General features: G+C 70.2%; 20 protein-coding genes. 9 read left to right on the top strand and 11 right to left on the bottom strand.

Annotated elements, in window-relative coordinates; translation table 11 throughout:
* Positions 1–108: 108 nt before the first annotated feature.
* On the top strand, positions 109–564 hold the full coding sequence (locus ABD331_RS20915; RefSeq protein ID WP_148438131.1) for a GatB/YqeY domain-containing protein: 456 nt from the start codon (positions 109–111) through the stop codon (positions 562–564).
* 137 nt (positions 565–701) lie between these two features.
* Here ABD331_RS20915 and ABD331_RS20920 read toward each other — a convergent pair whose 3' ends face one another.
* The gene (locus ABD331_RS20920; protein ID WP_344477181.1) at positions 702–2,975 is read right to left on the bottom strand and encodes a transglycosylase domain-containing protein; all 2,274 of its coding nucleotides are present in this window, start codon (positions 2,973–2,975) and stop codon (positions 702–704) included.
* Between the two features lie 242 nt (positions 2,976–3,217).
* Here ABD331_RS20920 and ABD331_RS20925 point away from each other — a divergent pair, with 242 nt between their 5' ends.
* A complete protein-coding gene (locus ABD331_RS20925) occupies positions 3,218–3,514 on the top strand; it encodes a WhiB family transcriptional regulator (RefSeq protein WP_020542548.1) in 297 nt (98 codons plus the stop codon).
* A 48-nt stretch (positions 3,515–3,562) separates the two neighbouring features.
* On the opposite strand, the gene bagB is transcribed toward ABD331_RS20925, so the two are convergent.
* Complete coding sequence (gene bagB, locus ABD331_RS20930) at positions 3,563–4,690, bottom strand: ATPase BagB (protein WP_344477184.1); 1,128 nt, start codon at positions 4,688–4,690, stop codon at positions 3,563–3,565.
* Complete coding sequence (gene bagA / locus ABD331_RS20935; RefSeq protein ID WP_344477186.1) at positions 4,687–5,688, bottom strand: ATPase BagA; 1,002 nt, start codon at positions 5,686–5,688, stop codon at positions 4,687–4,689. Before bagA ends, bagB begins: the two co-directional genes overlap by 4 nt.
* Before the next feature lie 77 nt (positions 5,689–5,765).
* On the opposite strand from bagA, the gene sp36 reads away from it, so the two are divergent.
* Genes sp36 through ABD331_RS20955 form a run of 4 tightly spaced genes read left to right on the top strand, consistent with a single transcriptional unit; the run spans position 5,766 to position 8,006 of the window.
* Positions 5,766–5,921, top strand: coding sequence for a Sp36 family protein (gene sp36, locus ABD331_RS20940; RefSeq protein ID WP_148438127.1), 156 nt, complete (start codon positions 5,766–5,768; stop codon positions 5,919–5,921).
* Positions 5,918–6,379 (top strand): RidA family protein, encoded by a 462-nt coding sequence (locus ABD331_RS20945; RefSeq protein WP_148438126.1) that lies wholly within the window; start codon positions 5,918–5,920, stop codon positions 6,377–6,379. Before sp36 ends, ABD331_RS20945 begins: the two co-directional genes overlap by 4 nt.
* Before the next feature lie 56 nt (positions 6,380–6,435).
* Positions 6,436–7,218 (top strand): NUDIX hydrolase, encoded by a 783-nt coding sequence (locus ABD331_RS20950; protein ID WP_344477229.1) that lies wholly within the window; start codon positions 6,436–6,438, stop codon positions 7,216–7,218.
* A complete protein-coding gene (locus ABD331_RS20955) occupies positions 7,215–8,006 on the top strand; it encodes an MBL fold metallo-hydrolase (RefSeq protein WP_344477190.1) in 792 nt (263 codons plus the stop codon). The genes ABD331_RS20950 and ABD331_RS20955 overlap by 4 nt, the downstream gene beginning before the upstream one ends.
* On the opposite strand, the gene ABD331_RS20960 is transcribed toward ABD331_RS20955, so the two are convergent.
* Entirely contained in the window at positions 7,988–8,668 is a 681-nt protein-coding gene (locus tag ABD331_RS20960; RefSeq protein ID WP_043629901.1) for a Crp/Fnr family transcriptional regulator, read from the bottom strand. The genes ABD331_RS20955 and ABD331_RS20960 overlap by 19 nt on opposite strands.
* Positions 8,669–8,826: 158 nt before the next feature.
* On the bottom strand, positions 8,827–9,279 hold the full coding sequence (locus ABD331_RS20965; protein WP_344477192.1) for a hypothetical protein: 453 nt from the start codon (positions 9,277–9,279) through the stop codon (positions 8,827–8,829).
* A gap of 87 nt (positions 9,280–9,366) precedes the next feature.
* On the opposite strand from ABD331_RS20965, the gene nth reads away from it, so the two are divergent.
* Both nth and ABD331_RS20975 read left to right on the top strand, forming a co-directional pair.
* A complete protein-coding gene (nth, locus tag ABD331_RS20970; protein ID WP_344477194.1) occupies positions 9,367–10,089 on the top strand; it encodes an endonuclease III in 723 nt (240 codons plus the stop codon).
* Between the two features lie 39 nt (positions 10,090–10,128).
* A complete protein-coding gene (locus ABD331_RS20975) occupies positions 10,129–10,779 on the top strand; it encodes an NUDIX hydrolase (protein WP_344477197.1) in 651 nt (216 codons plus the stop codon).
* Here the strand turns inward: ABD331_RS20975 and ABD331_RS20980 are convergent.
* Positions 10,765–11,298 (bottom strand): HEAT repeat domain-containing protein, encoded by a 534-nt coding sequence (locus ABD331_RS20980; protein WP_344477199.1) that lies wholly within the window; start codon positions 11,296–11,298, stop codon positions 10,765–10,767. The genes ABD331_RS20975 and ABD331_RS20980 overlap by 15 nt on opposite strands.
* A gap of 82 nt (positions 11,299–11,380) precedes the next feature.
* Between ABD331_RS20980 and ABD331_RS20985 the strand changes: the two genes are divergently transcribed.
* On the top strand, positions 11,381–12,571 hold the full coding sequence (locus tag ABD331_RS20985; protein WP_344477201.1) for a MarP family serine protease: 1,191 nt from the start codon (positions 11,381–11,383) through the stop codon (positions 12,569–12,571).
* Positions 12,572–12,622: 51 nt separating this feature from the next.
* Here ABD331_RS20985 and ABD331_RS20990 read toward each other — a convergent pair whose 3' ends face one another.
* The 5 genes from ABD331_RS20990 to acs all read right to left on the bottom strand — a co-directional run bounded on the left by ABD331_RS20990 (position 12,623) and on the right by acs (position 17,762).
* Positions 12,623–13,066, bottom strand: a complete 444-nt coding sequence (locus ABD331_RS20990; protein ID WP_344477203.1) for a DUF309 domain-containing protein — start codon at positions 13,064–13,066, stop codon at positions 12,623–12,625.
* Positions 13,063–13,983: an alpha/beta fold hydrolase gene (locus ABD331_RS20995; RefSeq protein ID WP_344477205.1), complete on the bottom strand. Its 921-nt coding sequence runs from the start codon at positions 13,981–13,983 to the stop codon at positions 13,063–13,065. The genes ABD331_RS20990 and ABD331_RS20995 overlap by 4 nt, the downstream gene beginning before the upstream one ends.
* A complete protein-coding gene (locus tag ABD331_RS21000; RefSeq protein WP_148438115.1) occupies positions 13,973–14,413 on the bottom strand; it encodes a phage holin family protein in 441 nt (146 codons plus the stop codon). Before ABD331_RS21000 ends, ABD331_RS20995 begins: the two co-directional genes overlap by 11 nt.
* Positions 14,414–14,444: 31 nt before the next feature.
* Positions 14,445–15,647: a Na+/H+ antiporter NhaA gene (gene nhaA / locus ABD331_RS21005; RefSeq protein ID WP_344477208.1), complete on the bottom strand. Its 1,203-nt coding sequence runs from the start codon at positions 15,645–15,647 to the stop codon at positions 14,445–14,447.
* 141 nt (positions 15,648–15,788) lie between these two features.
* A complete protein-coding gene (gene acs / locus ABD331_RS21010) occupies positions 15,789–17,762 on the bottom strand; it encodes an acetate--CoA ligase (RefSeq protein WP_344477210.1) in 1,974 nt (657 codons plus the stop codon).
* Positions 17,763–18,184 lie beyond the last annotated feature (422 nt).

Below are 18,184 nucleotides of genomic sequence, written 5' to 3' on the forward strand. Positions count from 1 at the left end.
ACAGGGGTACTGCGACGGCTTTCCTCACCTCTTCATGATGCCCGACTTCGGGCGTGACATCGGCCGGACCGCGACGGACGGGTCCGCGCAGGCGGCAAGATGGAGCGCATGAGCGCATTGAAGGACAAGCTGAAGGCCGACTTGACGGCCTCGCTGAAGAGCAAGGACGAGGTACGGCTGCGGACGGTCCGCATGGCACTGGCCGCGATCAACGTGGAGGAGGTCGCGGGCAAGGAGGCCAGGCAGCTCTCCGACGACGAGGTCATCAAGGTCCTCACGAAGGAGGCCAAGAAGCGGCGCGAGGCGGCCGAGGCGTTCGGCAACGCGGGCCGCAAGGAGCAGGCGGAGGCGGAGCTGGCCGAGCAGGCGGTGCTGGAGGAGTACCTTCCGGCGCAGCTGTCCGACGAGGAGCTGGCCGAGCTGGTGGAGGCGGCCGTGGCCGAGACGGGCGCCGCGGGGCCGCAGGCGATGGGGCAGGTCATGAAGGCGGTCAACCCGAAGGTCGCGGGCCGGGCCGAGGGCGGCCGCGTGGCCGCCGCCGTCAAGGCCCGCCTGGCCAAGTAAGCCTGGGTAAAGCAGGCCCCGGTAAGCCCAGGAGCGCTTGTCTGCGCCCCTGAGGGCCTCTCAGTGCCCTCAGGAGTCCGAGGCCTCCCCCCACGCCCCCGCGACTTCCGGGACGTGAGCGGAGGCCTCAGCGCCTCTCAGCCGCCGGGCGTGATGATCGGCCCCGCGTCGCCGGCGCCACGCCCGCCGCGCCCGCCGCCGGGCCCGTCATCGTCGCCGCCGCCGCGCCCGCCGAACGGCCCGTCGCCGTTGTTGCCGGGGTCGAAGATGTCGAACGGGTCGTCGGGCCCGTTCTCGTCCTTCTTCTTCTTGGGCTTGGGCGCGCAGTTGTCGGTGCAGCCGCCGAAGCGCGAGGTGTCGACCGAGCGGAAGTCGACCGGCTCGACGCCCTTCAGCGCCTGGATCATGGAGTCCTTCCAGATCCGCCCCGAGATGGACGACCCGTACACGTACGGGTAGTAGCGCCCGCCGATGGTGATCCCGATGAGCTTGTGCGCCGAGGTGCCGCGCGGGTCGCCCAGGCTGACGGCGGAGGACATGTTCGGGGTGTAACCGGCGAACCAGGCCGACATGTAGTTGTCGGTCGTGCCGGTCTTGCCGGCCGCGTCGCGCCCGATGCCGCCGACGTCCGTCATGGTGCCCTTGGTGAACACGCCGGACAGGATGCCGCTGACCGCGTCGGCGACCTCCTCCTCCAGCACCTGCGAGCACTTCGGCTTGTACTGCTTGGCCTTGCCGAAGCGGTCCTTGATCTCGGTGATGGCCAGCGGCTTGCAGTACTGGCCGCGCGAGGCGAAGACGGCGTACGAGCTGGCGATGGTGACGGGGTCGACCTCGTTGACCCCCAGCGTGAACGTCTCGACCTCGGACAGCTTCTGCCCGTCGGCCCGCTTGACGCCGAGCTTCTTGGCCATCTTGACCGTGTCGCAGAGCCCGACCTTCTCCTGCAGCTTGATGAAGAACGTGTTCACCGAGCCCCAGGTGCCGGTCTGCAGGGTCTTGAAGCCGCCGCCGCCCTCGCTGGAGTTGCGCACGGTGTGGGTCGGGTCGCCGACGTTCTGGTTCTTGCAGTTCTTGAACGAGCTGTAGCCGCTGGCGGTGTAGCCGGCGGGGGAGGGGAAGCCGTCGCCGTACTTGAGGCCCTCCTCCAGCGCGGCGGCCAGCGTGTAGACCTTGGCGGTCGAGCCCTGCTGGAACCCGCGACCGCCGCCGTGCGCGGCGTCGGCCACGATGTTGTAGCTCATCTCGTTCTTCTTCTTGCTTCCGCCGAACTTGCGGGAGGCGGCCATCGCCTTGATCTCGCCGGTGCCGGGCACGACCATGGCCTGCGAGGCCACGGGCTTGTCCTTGGTGCTGACGTACCTCTTGATGGCCTTCTCGGCGGCCTCCTGCATCTTCGGGTCGATCGTGGTCTTGATCCGCAGGCCGCCGCGCTGGAGCAGCTTCCTGCGCTCGTCCTGGTTCTTCCCGAAGTCCTCGTTGTTGAGGATCTCGTACTGGACGTAGAGGCAGAAGTACGGGTATTTGCTGGCCTCGCAGCCGCCGGGCACCTTGACGTCCTTGTAGCCCAGCTTCTTCTCCTTGGCGGCCGCGGCCTCCTCGGCGGAGATCTTCTTCAGCTCGGCCATCCGGTCGAGCACGATGTTGCGCCGCTCCAGCAGCCGCTGGCGGGACTCGGGGCCGACGTTGGGGTCGGTCCTGGCCGGGTTCTGCACGGCGCCGGCGAGCGTGGCGGACTCGACGAGGTTGAGGTCGGCGGCGGACTTGTTGAAGAAGCGCTTGGCGGCGGCCTGGATGCCGTGGGCGCCGGCGCCGAAGTAGGCGATGTTGAGATATTTCTCGAGAATCTGGTTCTTCGAGTACTTCTTCTCGATCGCCATGGCGTTGCGCAACTCGGACAGCTTCCTGGAGACGGTCGGCGCGATCGCGGCGGCCTGCTCCTCGGGCGTCTCGGCCTTGTTGACCAGCACCTGCTTGACGTACTGCTGGGTGATCGAAGAACCGCCCTGCATGACGCCGCCGCTGCTCACATTCTTCAGCAGCGCTCTGACCGTTCCCTCCACATCGATCGGCCCGTGCTGGTAGAAACGGAAGTCCTCGATCGCGATCAGCGCTGTCTGCATGATCGGGGCGACCTTGTCGAGGGTCACGGACTGCCGGTTCTCGAAGTAGAACTGGGCGATCTTCTTGCCGTCGGCATCAAAGATCTCGGTGCGTTCGGACAGAGGGGGTTCGTCGAGCTCTTCCGGCTTGAGGTTGAGTGCGTCCACCGCGCTCCTGGTGGACATGCCCGCCCCGCCGACGGCGGGCAGGGCAACGGCAGCCGCGAGCACCCCCGCAGCCGCGCCCGCGATGATGAGCCGCAGGACGTTGAGCACGGGGTTGGAGCGATCTTTGCGCTGCGCTTGCACGCTACCAAGAGTACGCGGAAACACTGACCGAATCGGTAGCACGACACCATTTCGCCTTGACTGACGGGGGTGACTAGTCATTCCCGGTCAAGATGGCCGCGAGAAATTGGTCCTCTGGGGTCTGTCGGCCCGAACGTGTAGTTGCGTACGTTCTCCCTGCGGCAACTGAATACGGAGGCTCGGCGCCCGCGCCCGTCGGCCCCAAATGACGACTGACCACCTAAGGGGAGTGGGGTCGAAAAATGTGGATCACGGATTGGACCTCCCGTGCCGCCTGTAAGGGTGCGGATCCGGATGCCCTGTTCGTGCAGGGCGCCGCGCAGAACAGGGCCAAGCTCATCTGCCGTGGCTGCCCGGTCCGTACTGAATGCCTCGCCGATGCGCTGGACAATCGCATCGAGTTCGGGGTGTGGGGCGGTATGACCGAACGGGAACGACGTGCGCTGCTTCGACGGCGGCCCGACGTGGACTCGTGGCGAGAGCTGCTCGAGTCGGCCAAGGAAGAGTACGAACGAACCAACGAGCTGATCGCCGGCTGATCCCAGCCCGGCGACCGCGTACGGCCGGCGTCGCCGCCGGCCGTACTTCTATGCGGTGGCCAGCAGGTTCCCGATCTCCCGCAACCCGGCGAGATCGTGGACGTCCTCGGACATGGCGCGGACCTGCACCACGGGCACCGTGGGGTGGGCCGAGACGAAATGCTCCTGCTCGCGGCTCTCGCGAGCGGCGAGCTGCATTCGCCCGGCGTGCAGCCGCAGCACGGCCGCGGTGAGCTCGTGCTCGCCCCTCGACTCCAAGTCCTCCGCGGCGGCGGCGCTGCGGGCGGCGGAGAGCCCTGACGCGGGAGCCACGTGCACCCGGTTGACGACGAGCCCGGCCAGGGGCATGCGCTCCTCGGCCAGGCGCTCGACGAAGTAGGACGCCTCGCGCATCGCGTCGCGCTCGGGCGCGGCCACGACCACGAAGGCCGTGCCGGGCGCCTGCAGCAGCCGGTACGTCATCTCGGCCCGCTGCCTGAACCCGCCGAACACCGCGTCCAGCGCGGACACGAACGTCTGCAGATCCTTGATCACCTGGGCGCCCAGCAGCTTGGTCATCGCTCCGGCCATCAACCCGAACCCGGCGTTGAGCAGCCGGAACGCGCTGCGCCCTCCTGCCTTGGCAGGCGCGGTCAGCAGCTTGATGAACCGGCCGTCGAGGAAGCGCCCGAGCCGCTCTGGCGCGTCGAGGAAGTCGAGCGCCGAGCGCGAGGGCGGCGTGTCGACGATGATCAGATCCCACTCGTCGGAGCGGCGGAGCTGGCCCAGCTTCTCCATCGCCATGTACTCCTGCGTGCCGGAGAAGCTGGAGGACAGCGACTGGTAGAAGGGGTTCGACAGGATCTGGCGGGCCCGCACCGGGTCGGCGTGCGCCTCGATGATCTCGTCGAACGTGCGCTTCATGTCGAGCATCATCGCGTAGAGCTGGCCACCGCCCTCGGGCGAGCTGACCAGGCGCGGGGTGTTGTCCAGCTCGGTCAGCCCCATCGACTGCGCCAGCCGCCTGGCCGGGTCGACCGTCAGCACGACGGCGCACCTGCCGCGCTCGGCGGCCCGCAGACCGAGCGCCGCCGCGGTCGTGGTCTTGCCCACGCCGCCGGCCCCGCAGCAGACGATGATCCTGGTGCCCTTGTCGTCGAGGATGGCGTCGACGTCGAGCCTGGCGGGCTTCTTCACGCTGCTCCCTGGGTGCGCATGTTCTCGGCCAGCTCGTACAGGCCGGCGAGGTCCACGCCGTCGGCCAGGAGCGGCAGCTCGTACCTCGTCAGACCGGCCCCGGCCAGCGTCTCGCGCTCGGCGCGCTCCAGCTCGGTGCGGTGGGCGTGCTCCACGACCTCCTCGGCCAGCGCCCCGGCCAGCGCGTCGGCCTGCGAGCCGTCGGTGATGCCCGCCGCCTTGAGGCCCAGCGCGAGCTCCTCGGGGTCGAACCGGCCCTTGACAGCCGTGTCAAGGGCGGCCTGCGGCAGCAGGGAGCGGCGCACCATGTTGATGAAGATCCCACCCGCCGGAAGGCCCGCGGCGCGCAGCTCGGCGATGCCGTCGAGGGTCTCCTGCACCGGCATCTCCTCCAGCAGCGTGACGAAGTGCACAGCCGTCTCCGGGGACTTCACGACGCCGCTGACCAGGTCGGAGTGGTTCTTGATGGGCCCGACCCTGGCCAGGCCCGCGACCTCCTTGGTGACGTTCAGGAAGCGCGTGATGCGGCCGGTGGGCGGCGCGTCGAGCACGACGGCGTCGTAGACGCGGCGGCCGTTCTTGCCCCGCCTGCGCACGGCCTCGGTGGTCTTGCCGGTGACGAGCACGTCGCGGAAGCCGGGGGCCACGGTGGTGGCGAAGTCGACGATGCCCATCTTGGTCAGCGCCCGGCCCGCCCTGCGCATCCCGTAGAACATCTCCATGTACTCGAGCATGGCCTCCTCGGGGTCGATGGCCAGCGCGTACACGTCACCGCCTGACGGCGCGACCGCGATCCTGCGCTCCTCGTACGGGAGGGGCGGCAGATCGAAGATCTGCGCGATGCCCTGCCTGCCCTCGACCTCCACCAGCAGCACCTTGCGGCCGCCCGAGGCGAGCGCGAGCGCGAGAGCGGCGGCGACGGTCGTCTTGCCGGTGCCGCCCTTGCCGGTGACGACGTGCAGTCGTACGTCGGCCCAATCAGTGTCCGGGGACTCCACGCTTCCACGCTACCGAACGGTCACTTGTCGTCAGTCTGCGACCAACCTTTGAGATTGCTCACACTAATGTGATCCCCATGAAGAAATGGGAGTACCTCACGGCACCCGTGCTGATCCACAACACGAAGATGATCCTCGACAACTTCGGCGCCGACGGCTGGGAGCTGGTCCAGATCGTCCAGGGCGCCACGCCCGAGCAGCTCGTCGCCTACTTCAAGCGGGAGAAGCAGTGACGACGCCCGAGCAGCGAGTCGAGGAGCTGGGGTTCACCCTGCCGTCGCCCGCCAAGCCCGCGGGCTCCTACCTGCCCGTCGTCCGCACCGGTGACCTGCTCTACACCTCGGGCCAGGTGCCGATGATCGAGGGCAAGCTGCACCAGACCGGCAAGCTCGGCGTCGACCTGGGCGTCGACGAGGGCAAGGCGCAGGCCCGCATCTGCGTGCTCAACGCGCTGGCCGCGCTGAAGGCCGAGCTGGGCGAGCTGTCCCGGGTGAGGCGGATCGTCAAGGTCGTGGTCTTCGTCGCCAGCGCCCCCGACTTCACCGAGCAGCCGCAGGTGGCCAACGGCGCGAGCGACCTGCTCGCCGAGGTGTTCGGCGACCAGGGCAGGCACGCGCGCAGCGCCGTGGGCGTGGCCGCCCTGCCGCTGGACGCGCCCGTCGAGGTGGAGCTGATCGCCGAAGTCGGCTGAGCGGGCATATGTCACCATGACCGAGTGATGTTCTAGGAGGAGGTCATGTGACCGGATTGCCGCTTCCAGCCGAGCTCGCCGACCGGGCGCGGGACGTCCTGTCCGGCCGGGTCCAGCCGGTGCCGGCGCGGGACGCCGCCACGGTGGTGCTCCTGCGCCCGGGGCCGGAGGTCTATCTGCTGCGCCGCAAGGCGACGATGGCCTTCGCCGCGGGCGCCTACGTCTTCCCCGGCGGCTCCGTGGACGTGCGCGACACCGACCAGGCGGTCGCCTGGGCCGGGCCGTCCCCCGCGGAGTGGGGCGAGGTCTTCAAGGCCGACGAACGGCTGGCGCGCGGGCTCGTGTGCGCGGCCGTGCGCGAGACGTTCGAGGAGTCGGGCGTGCTCCTCGCGGGCCCGGGGCCCGGCTCGGTGGTCGCCGACACGACGGGGGACGACTGGGAGTCCGACAGGCTGGCGCTCATCGACCGCAGTCTCGGCTTCGCCGACTTCCTCGCCAGGCGCGGCCTGGTGCTGCGCGCCGACCTGCTCAAGGCCTGGGCCCACTGGATCACCCCCGAGATCGAGCGCAAGCGCTTCGACACGCGCTTCTTCGTCGCCGTGCTGCCCGAGGGGCAGCGCACGCGCGACGTGGGCGGGGAGGCCGACCGGGTGGTGTGGCGGAGCCCCGGCGAGGCGCTGAACGGCGAGTTCTTCCTGATGCCGCCCACCCACGCCACACTGACCGAGCTGAGCGCGTACGACAGCGTGGCCGACGTCCTGGCCGCGCCCCGCGAGATCGAGACGATCATGCCCAGGGCCGTGGAGATCGAGGGTGAGATGCGGCTGGTGACGCGATGAGCGGCCTGCACATCCCGATCGGCACGCCCGACGGCTCCCGTACGGAACACGCCGAGAACCTGCTCGCCCCCAACCCCTCCCTGATGACCCTCGACGGCACCAACACGTGGGTGATCGGCACCGGCGAGGAGGTGATCGTCGTCGATCCCGGCCCCGACGACCAGGCGCACCTCGGCCGCGTACGCGACCATCTCGGCGAGCGCCGCGTCACCCAGATCCTGCTCACCCACGGCCACTTCGACCACAGCGGCGGCGCGCGCCGCTTCGCCCGCATGGTGGACGCGCCCGTACGCGCCCTCGACCCCCGCCACCGGCTGGGCGAGGAGGGCCTCGGCGACGGCGACGTGGTGACCGTGGACGGCCTGGAGATCCACGTCTACGGCACGCCGGGGCACTCGTTCGACTCGCTGTGCTTCTGGCTGCCCGCCGACAGGGCGATGCTGACCGGCGACACCGTGCTCGGCAGGGGCACCACCATCATCGCCCGCGACGGCGGCCTGGCCGACTACCTGCGCAGCCTCGACCGGCTCAGGGCCGCGGCCGAGGGCCTGGAGGCGCGGGCGCTGCTGCCCGGCCACGGGCCGGTGCTGCCCGACCCGATCGGCGCGCTCGACGGCTACATCGAGCACCGGCGTCAGCGCCTCGACCAGATCAGGGCGGCGCGCGCGCAGGGCGCCCGCACGCCGCGCCAGATCGTCAAGATCGTGTACGCCGACGTCGACCGCTCACTCTGGCCGGCCGCTGAGATGTCGGTGGCGGCCCAGCTCGACTACCTCGATCGGTTGTAGAGCCGGTCCATGTCCAGGATCACCACGGCCTTGGCCTCGATCCGCAGCCACCCCCGCTGCGCGAAGTCGGCCAGCGCCTTGTTGACCGTCTCCCGCGAGGCGCCGACGAGCTGCGCCAGCTCCTCCTGGGTCAGGTCGTGGTGCACCCGCAGCCCGTCGTCCGTCTTCGTGCCGAACCGCTCGGCCAGGTCGAGCAACTGCTTGGCCACCCGCCCGGGCACGTCGGTGAAGACCAGGTCGGCCAGCACGTCGTTGGTGCGGCGCAACCGCTGCGCCAGCGCGCGCAACAGGTGCAACGCCACCTCGGGCCGGCCGGTCAGCCAGGGCCGCAGGTCGTCGTGGCCCAGCCCGGCCAGCCGCACCTCGGTCAGCGCCGTCGCCGTGGCCGTACGCGGCCGCGGGTCGAACAGCGACAACTCGCCGAACATCTCGCTCGGCCCCAGCACGCTCAGCAGGTTCTCCCTGCCGTCCGGTGAGGTGCGGGAAAGCTTGATCTTCCCCTCCAGCACCACGTAGAGCCGGTCGCCCGTCTCGTTCTCGTGGAAGAGCGTCTGCCCCTTCGACAGCTGGACCTCGGTGATGCTCGTGCGCAGCGCCGCGGCGCTCTCGCGGTCCAGCGCGGCGAACAGGGGGGCCTTGCCCAGCACATCTTCGGTGTTCACTCTGCCTCCTCTGCTGCCATTGTGACTCACCCCACTCTGGGCAGCACACACAGGTTATGGGAATGCCGGAGTGTTCTGGGCTTGCCCGGGTGCGTGGAGCCCCGGGGGAAAGGTACCGGACCGCCGTTTCCGTACTGTGACCGGACCTGGTCCTGGGCTCAGCTCGCCTGGGACAGCAGGTCGTCCACGGAGGCGACCGCCGCCGCCATGGACCGGCTGAGCAGGACGCGAAGTACGTCCACCGACTTCGGGCGCGCCGCCGGGTCGGGCAGCCGGCACTGCTGGATCGCGATGCGCAGCGCGGGCGTCAGCACGCGGAGGTCGCCGTCCTCGGAGCCGGTGGCCGCGAACACGACCAGGTCGGCCCACGCCCGTACGTCCTCGGCCTCCGGCAGGTCGCCGCCGGCGGGCGCGGTCTGCCAGCCGATGAGCACCTGCCCCCGGGCCCCCAGCGCCACGCTCTCCTTGCCGGGCCTGATTCCGGCGGTGCCGCGCGCGTGCAGTTTGGCCATGGCGGCCACGCAGCTCACGGCCAGCCGGTGCAGGGCCTGCCCGCGCAGCGGCCCGGTCTGCTTGACGAACTCCGCCAGAGTGGAACCCTGATCACCCATGTCACCGACCCCTTCCGTCGCGCCAGGTTGTACGCGGTCGGGTCCGTCTTGGGTTCAACCGTTCCCGGGAGCTTCTACTCTTGCGGCATGGCGACGAACGCGGCGGGGCGCAAGCCGGAGAGCCAGCTCGCACTGGTCCGGCGGGCGCGCAAGATGAACCGCATCCTCGCGGAGACCTACCCTGACGCGCACTGCGAGCTCGACTTCCGCAACCCGCTGGAGCTGCTGGTCGCGACCATCCTGTCCGCGCAGTGCACGGACAAGCGGGTCAACATGGTCACCCCCATCCTCTTCGCGAAATATCCGACGGTGGAGGACTATGCCGCCGCGGACCGGGAGGAGATGGAGGAGATCATCCGCTCGACCGGCTTCTTCCGCGCGAAGACCAACAGCATCATCGGCATGGCGCAGGCGGTCTGCGACCGGTACGGCGGCGAGGTGCCCGCCAAGCTGAAGGACCTGGTCACGCTGCCGGGCGTGGGCCGCAAGACGGCCAACGTGGTGCTGGGCAACGCCTTCGACGTGCCCGGCCTGACCGTCGACACCCACTTCCAACGGCTCGTGCGCCGCTTCGGCTGGACCGAGGAGACCGACCCCGTCAAGATCGAGCACGTCGTGGCCGAGCTGCTGCCCAAGCGCGACTGGACGATCTTCTCCCACCGGGTGATCTGGCACGGCCGCCGCATCTGCCACGCCCGGCGGCCCGCGTGCGGCGTGTGCCCGCTGGCGGCGCTCTGCCCCTCGTACGGCACCGGCCCGACGGGCGAGGCCGAGGCGCGCAAGCTCGTCAGATCCGGCCCGTTCTCCTGATCGGGGAAGTCATTCGCGCCGCGGCGTGTTGGAGGATGCGTGACCCAAGTGCCCGGCTGGCTGGAGAGACTGGCGGCGCAAGCGCAGCGGATCCGCGTTCCCGTACCCCTCCGGCCCCCTGACGGGCGCGGGCGCGAGGCCGCGGTGCTGATGTTGTTCGGCGAGGGGCCGCACGGCCCTGACGTGCTGCTCATCCAGCGCAGCGCGCGCGGGCGCAGGCACGCGGGCCAGCCGGCCTTCCCTGGCGGCGGCGTGGACCCCGAGGACGCGGGGCCGATCGAGGCCGCGCTGCGGGAGGCCGAGGAGGAGACCGGCGCCGACCCGCGCGGGGTGCACGTGATCTGCACGATGCCCGAGTTGTACCTGCCCTACAGCGACAACCGGGTCACGCCCGTGATCGCCTGGTGGCGCGAGCCGTCCGCGGTGCACGCGGCCTCGCCCGACGAGGTCGACTCGGTCGAGCGGGTGCCGATCGCCGAGCTGGTCGATCCGGCGAACCGGGTGACGCTGCGGCATCCGCGCGGCACGGCCGGGCCCGCGTTCCGGGTGCGCGGGATGCTGGTGTGGGGGTTCACGGCGATGGTGCTGGACACCGTGCTGCGCGAGGGCGGGCTCGAACGTCCGTGGGATCCGGAGCGCATGGAGGACCTGCCGCCCGACGTGGTGCGGCTCGCCTCACGTACCGGCTGAACCCGTTGAGTGCGCCGCCCGCAGCGCGACCCCGAGCGAGGCCCATCCGGCCACGTCGGCGTCGCTGTCGGTGGCCAGCGTGCGCAGCGTCGCGAGTCCCGCCCTGTCGGGCGGATCCCCGAGCACGTGCTGCAGCGCGTACGCGGCCCCGTACCGCACCCGCGCGTCGAGGTGACCGGCCAGGTCGATCACGGACGGCAGCGACCGCGGGTCGGCCAGATGACCGAACGCGATCAGCACCGAGTACAGCACCATGGCGTCGTCCTCGCTGGCGGCCAGGTAGCGCAGCACCGGCAGCGTGCGGTCCACGAAGGGCCGCAACATGCCCATGATGTCCACGCCGAGCAGCCGCTCGGCGACGGTGTCGGCGGCGCACAGCCGCCTGGCCTCGATGAACGACTCCAGGTCGCCCCGCTGACGCAGCAACGAGATGACGTGCCAGCGCAGCGGGCCGTCAGGATCGGTGTCGCGCAGCGCAGCCTGGATGAGTTCGCGCACTGTTCCCTCGTCCGGCGGCATACCGCTCAAGATAGCCAGGTGAGTGACGCCGTCCTGATCGAAGACGTGCACACTTGACCGTATCGCTGGTTACCTTTGAAGCGTGCGCGGTGATCTGCTTGACCTCATCTTGATCGGCCTCGTGATCGCCTTCGGCATCTCGGGTTACCGGCAGGGTTTCATCATCGGGGCGATGAGCTTCGTGGGGTTCGTGGGCGGTGCCGTGCTGGGCGTCTTCATCGCGCCTCCGGTGTCCAAGGCGGTCGTCGACGGTGACACGCCGCAGGCGTTGCTGGCCATCGTGATCGTGTTCCTGTCGGCCACCATCGGGCAGTTCGCCTCCTCCACGCTGGGCGCCGTGGTGCGCAGCCACGTCACGTGGGAGCCGGCCAAGATGGCCGACGCGATCGGCGGCACGTTCGCCAGCGCGCTGTCGGTGCTGGTGATCGCCTGGCTGATCGGCTCGCTGATCGTCTCGACCGCGTTCACCCCGCTCGTCGACCAGGTGAAGAACTCCGCGCTGCTCACCACGGTCGACGACGCGATCCCGCAGGCGGCGCGCAACTGGCAGCAGCCGTTCAAGAAGTTCATCGACCGCTCGGAGTTCCCGCCGGTCTTCGACGCGATCGGGGCGGGCACGCTGATCGACGTGCAGCCGCCCGACCAGAGCGTGCTGCAGGGCGCCAAGCTGGGCCGGGCCAGGCAGGCGATCGTCAAGGTGCAGGGCAACGCCGAGAGCTGCAACAAGCACATCGAGGGCACCGGCTTCGTCTACTCGCGCGGCCGGATCATGACCAACGCGCACGTGGTCGCCGGCGTCACCCGCGACCTCCAGGTGATCGACTACAACGGCGACCGCCACGCGGCCACGGTCGTGCGCTACAACCCGCGCCGCGACATCGCCGTCCTCTACGTGCCCGGCCTCGACCTGCCGCAGCTCGCGTTCGACGGCGACGGCAGCCGCGGCGACAACGCGATCATCGCCGGCTTCCCGAAGGGCAAGGGCTTCACCGCCGAGCCGGCCAGGATCGGCGGCCAGGTGGAGGCCGAGGGCCCCGACATCTACCGCGAGAACACGGTCAGGCGGAAGGTGTACGCGATCCGCGGCCAGGTGCTGCCGGGCAACTCGGGCGGGCCGCTGCTCACGGTGGACGGCCAGGTCTACGGCGTGATCTTCGCCGCCGCCGTCAACGAGGAGCAGACCGGCTACGTGCTGACGGCCGAGGAGGTCGGCCCCGACGCCTCGGCGGGCCGCAACGACACGACGCCGGCCAGCACGCAGGAGTGCGACTGATTCTCCATCAGGCGGCGTCTCGATCTCGCAGGTGGGCTGCCGCATGCCGGCTTAGCGGGGGAGCTTCTCCAGGATCAGTGCCACGGCCTCGTCGGGCTCGCTGTCCTGCGTCAGCGCGGAGGCCGCCTTGCCGACCGGGTCGTACGCGCCGCCGTACGACTGCGCCTTGGCCGCCCCCCGGCTGAACAGCGTCACCGCCCCGCGCCCGTTGCCCCGCTGCAGGTGCGTCAGCCCGACGCAGATCTGCGCCAGCCCCTGCCACAGCTCCCGCTCCTCCTCAGGAGCGCACTTCCACCGCCCCTCGAACACCTCGTGCGCGTTGAACGGCAGCCCCTCCTCCAGGAACCGCCGCCCGTCGGCCAGCGCCTGCTCGGTGCTGGGGGCGTAGTCGTCGGGCACTCTGGGCATGCCGGGGGAGCCGTAGGGCAGCGGCCGGCCGTAGGCGTCGCGCGGCCGGGCGTTGCGCGGCCTGCCCTCGGTGTCGCGGTCTCTCATCGGTCGGGCTCCGGATCGGTCAGCCAGCCGAGCAGCTCGGTGTCGAACACGTCGGGGATCTCCTCGTGGGGGAAGTGGCCGGCTCCCTCGAACAGCCGCCACCTGTAAGGTGCCGCCACGTAGCGGCTCGAACCCTGTGCCGTACGGGGCAGGACGCTCGGGTCGAGCGCCCCGTGCAGGTGCAGCGTGGGCGCCTCCACTTCGGTGCGCATGGCGCGGGCGAAGCGCCGCCCGTCGGGCCGGAGCTGGGAGCGGCCGAACCAGCGGTGGTACTCCAGCGCGCAGTGCGCCACGGTGGGGATCCTGAACGCCTCCCGGTACGTACGCGACTCCTCGGGCTCCGGCCACCCGGGCCGCGACCGCTCCTCCAGCAGCCGCCCCACCATCGCCGCGTCGTGCCGGGTGAGCCGGCGCTCGGGCAGCAGCGGGAGCTGGTAGCCGAACGTCCTGCGGCTGGCCTTGAGCTGCCCGAACGGGTCGGTCAGCAGGGCGTTGCGCAGCCGCAGCGGGTGCGGCGCGGAGACGGCGACGAGCCTGCGCACGCACTTGGGGTCGAGCACGGCCATCGTCCAGGCCAGCAGGCCGCCCCAGTCGTGGCCCACCACGATCGCCCCTGTCTCGCCCAGCGCCCTGATCAGCCCGGTCGCGTCGGCGGCCAGCGTGGGCAGGTCGTAGCCGCGCGGCGGCTTGTCGCTGCCGCCGTAGCCGCGCAGGTCGACCGCCACGGCCCGGTAGCCGGCCTCGGACAGCGAGACGAGCTGGTGCCGCCAGGTCCACCAGAACTGCGGGAACCCGTGCAGCAGCAGGACCAGCGGCCCCGTCCCCGCCTCGACGACGTGGAAGCGGGTGCCGCCGGCGTGCACCGCGCGGTGCGTCCAGGGCCCCTCGATGTGGACGACCGACTCGTCAGGTGCCATCGCGGGTCACCGGCTCGCGATCCGGGTTGAGCGCGGGCAGCGCCTGCTCCTCAGGCGTGGCGATCTCCTTCAGGTCCTTGATGGAACGGGTCGTCCGCTTCATCCCGGCCAGCCCCTTGAGCCGGCGGGTGCCGACCCACACCAGGAAGCTCGCGACCACCAGGTAGAACAGGGTCACGATGAGGAAGGCCAGCCAGGTCGGCAGCCACTCGGCCAGCGCGAACCCGATCGCGAACGAGGCGAGGATCAGGCACAGGTGCGCCATGAAGGCGGCCGCGGCGAACAGCCCCGCCGCCGTGCCGACCCGTTTGGCGTCGAACCTGAACTCGGCCTTGGCCAGCTCGATCTCCGAGCGGATCAGGTCCGAGATGTGGCTGCTCGCCTGGGCGACCAGCGAGCCCAGGGATTCTTCCTCGGGAGTCTGCGGCATGAACGTCTCCTATCGAGGCCTGGTGGCCGTGTCAAACATCATCCAGCGCATTGCGACGCTTGCGTACCCTCATGTTGAGCAGCACCGCCGCCAGGATCGACGCGATGACGCTCGCCGCGAGGATCCCGGTGGTGACGGCCTCGGCGCGCTGCCGGTCGTCACCGTACGCCAGGTCGGCGATCAGCAGTGACACCGTGAACCCGATCCCGGCCAGCAACGACACCGCCGCCATGTCCCGCCAGTGGAGCTCCTCCGACAGTCTCGCCAGGCCGAGCCGCACTGACAGCCAGGCACCGCCGAACACTCCGAGGAACTTACCGAGTACGAGTCCCGCTATCACTCCCAGAACTACCCGATCGGCAAAGATAGCGCCGAGGCTTGATCCGTCCAGCTTCACCCCCGCCGACACGAACGCGAAGGCGGGCACGGCCACTCCCGCCGAAACCGGGCGGAAGTAGTGATCGGCGGTCTCAGCCGGGGAGCGCGTCTCGCCGTCGGCCGTGGTGACCCTGGTCATCAGGCCGAGCGCGACGCCCGCGACGGTGGCGTGCACGCCGCTGGACTCCACGGCCCCCCAGGCGGCGACGGCGAGCGGCACGAGCAGCCAGGGGCTGGTGACGTGGCGGCGCTGGGCCAGCCCGTACGCGGCCACGAGCGCCGCGCCGAGCAGCAGCAGGGCGACGTTGACGTGCTCGGTGTAGAAGACGGCGATGACCGCGATGGCGCCCAGGTCATCCACCACGGCGCAGGTCAGCAGGAACGCGCGCAGCGCGGCGGGCATCGCGCCGGCCGTGACGGCGAGGACGGCCAGCGCGAAGGCGATGTCGGTGGCGGTCGGGATGGCCCAGCCCTTGGCCGCGTCCTCCGCGCCCCAGCTCACCAGCAGGAACACGACGGCGGGCAGCACCATGCCGGCCAGCGAGGCGATGATCGGGAGGGCGGCCTTGCGCGGGTTGGACAGCTCGCCGTGGACGAACTCCTCCTTGACCTCCAGCCCGGCCACGAAGAAGAAGATGGTCAGCAGGCCGTGCTGGACCCACTGGTACAGCTCCATGGGGCCGAGCGTGGCGTGGCGAAGCGCCTCGTAGCCGTCGATGGAGACGTTCGCCCAGATCAGGGCGAGGACGGCGGCGACGAGCATGATGATGCCGCCGATCGTCTCCGTGCGCAGGGCCTCGGCGAGGGCGCGGGCGTAGCGGGCGCCGGTGGGGAAGGGCCACTGTTCGATGCGCACGGCACTCCTGGGGTCGGGTCGGCATGACGCTCGCTCGCCTGCCTTGCTTGTTCGCCGACCAGACTTCCCGGCACACCTTCCCCCAAGCGTACCGAAATAAGGCCGCATGTCCCACTTTGTGGGGACATGCGGCCTTGGCTGCTAGTCCTCGGACTTGGCGCTCGGCAGCTTCTCCGAGATCAGGTTCATCACCGTGCTGTCGGCCAGCGTGGTGACGTCACCGATGCTGCGGTTCTCCGCCACGTCGCGCAGGAGACGGCGCATGATCTTGCCGGAGCGGGTCTTGGGCAGCTCGGGCACCACCAGGATCTGACGCGGCTTGGCGATCGGGCCGAGCGTCTTGGCCACGTGGTTGCGCAGCTCGGTGGCGATGTCCGCGTCCTCCTCCGCCGTGCCGCGCAGGATCACGAACGACACGATGGCCTGGCCCGTCACCGGGTCGGTCGCGCCGACCACGGCCGCCTCGGCCACCTTCGGGTGGCTGACCAGCGCGCTCTCCACCTCGGTGGTGGAGATGTTGTGGCCGGAGACCAGCATGACGTCGTCCACGCGGCCGAGCAGCCACAGGTCGCCGTCCTCGTCCTTCTTGGCGCCGTCGCCGGGGAAGTACATGCCCTCGAAACGGCTCCAGTAGGTGTCGACGTAGCGCTGGTCGTCGCCCCAGATCGTGCGCAGCATGGACGGCCACGGCTCACGCACGGCCAGGAAGCCGCCGCCGCCGTTCGGCACCGGGTTGCCCTGGTCGTCCACCACGTCGGCGACGATGCCGGGCAGCGGGCGCATGGCGGCGCCCGGCTTGGCGGCGGTCACGCCGGGCAGCGGGCTGATCATGATGGCGCCGGTCTCGGTCTGCCACCAGGTGTCCACGACGGGGCAGCGCTCGCCGCCGATGTGCTCGCGGTACCAGACGTAGGCCTCGGGGTTGATCGGCTCGCCGACCGAGCCCAGGATGCGCAGGCTGGACATGTCGTACTTGGCGGGGATGTCGTCGCCCCACTTCATGAACGTCCGGATCGCCGTCGGGGCGGTGTACAAGATCGTGATCTTGTACTTCTGGACGATCTCCCAGAACCGGCCCCGGTGCGGCGTGTCCGGGGTGCCCTCGTAGATGACGCTCGTCGCGCCGTTGGCGAGGGGGCCGTACACGATGTAGGAGTGGCCCGTCACCCAGCCGATGTCGGCCGTGCACCAGTAGATGTCGGTCTCCGGCTTGAGGTCGAAGACCGCGTGGTGCGTCCAGGCCGTCTGCGTCAGGTAGCCGCCGGTGGTGTGCAGGATGCCCTTCGGCTTACCGGTGGTGCCGCTGGTGTAGAGGATGTACAGCGGGTCCTCGGCGTCGTGCGGCTCCGCGGTGTGCTGGTCGCTCTGGCGCTCCACCAGGTCGTGCCACCAGACGTCCTTGCCGTTCGTGGCGACGTCCTCGCCGGTACGCCGTACGACCAGGACGTGCTCCACCTGCGGGCACTCGGCGACGGCCTCGTCCACCGTCGGCTTGAGCGCCGACGGCTTGCCCCTGCGGTAGCCGCCGTCGGCCGTGATGACCAGCTTGGCGTCGGCGTCGTCGATCCGGCTCTTCAGCGCGCTGGCCGAGAACCCGCCGAACACCACCGAGTGGATCGCCCCGATGCGGGCGCAGGCCAGCATCGCGATCGGCAGCTCAGGGATCATCGGCATGTAGATGGCGACCCGGTCGCCCTTGCCCACGCCCAGCTCCGCCAGGGCGTTGGCGGCCTTGCTGACCTCCCGCTTGAGGTCGCTGTAGGTCAGGGTGCGGGTGTCGCCGTCGGGCTCGCCCTCCCAGTGGTAGGCGACCTTGTCGCCGCGCCCCTCCTCCACGTGACGGTCGACGCAGTTGTAGGCGACGTTCAGCTCGCCGCCCACGAACCACTTGGCGAACGGCGCCTTCCACTCCAGCGTCGTGTCCCACCGCTTGGCCCAGGTCAGCCGCTCGGCCGCACGCTCCCAGAAGGCCAGGCGGTCGGCGGCGGCCTCGTTGTAGGCGGCTTCGGTCACGTTCGCGGCCGCCGCCAGGTCTGCCGGGGGCGCGAACCGGCGGTTCTCCTTCAGCAGGTTGGACAGCGCCTGGGGCTCATTACCAGCGGTCTCCGGGGCCACCTCGTGCTCCTTCTATGGCCAGATTGGTCAGGTTCGTGTCCCACTTCACCAGCTCATGACCGTCGTACACAAGAGGTCTAGACAGGTCTGTACCGAGTCGGTGGGGGTGGGTGATGTTTATCGGTGCGCATGACAAACGCTATTGAAATGTTGTCATCCTGAAATCTTGAGAATATGCGGGTGGGGGATGTGGGGGGTGCTTTATGGGTCCCCTTCGTGGCGCTTTTCTGGCGTACATGGGGGAGCGGCGGTCACGCTCCGCCATCTGCCACCCACCAAGCGTCAGGTCGGTCGGACCGCCCGTGACCGCCCCTGACCGCCCCTGGTGACCCCTGAGCGCCGCTGGCCGCCGCTTCCCCGCGCACCCTCACCGCACCCCCGCACAACCCCTGCAAGCCCACCCAGCCACCGCACCATCACCG

Source organism: Nonomuraea monospora (assembly GCF_039531895.1).
Lineage (GTDB): Bacteria > Actinomycetota > Actinomycetes > Streptosporangiales > Streptosporangiaceae > Nonomuraea > Nonomuraea monospora.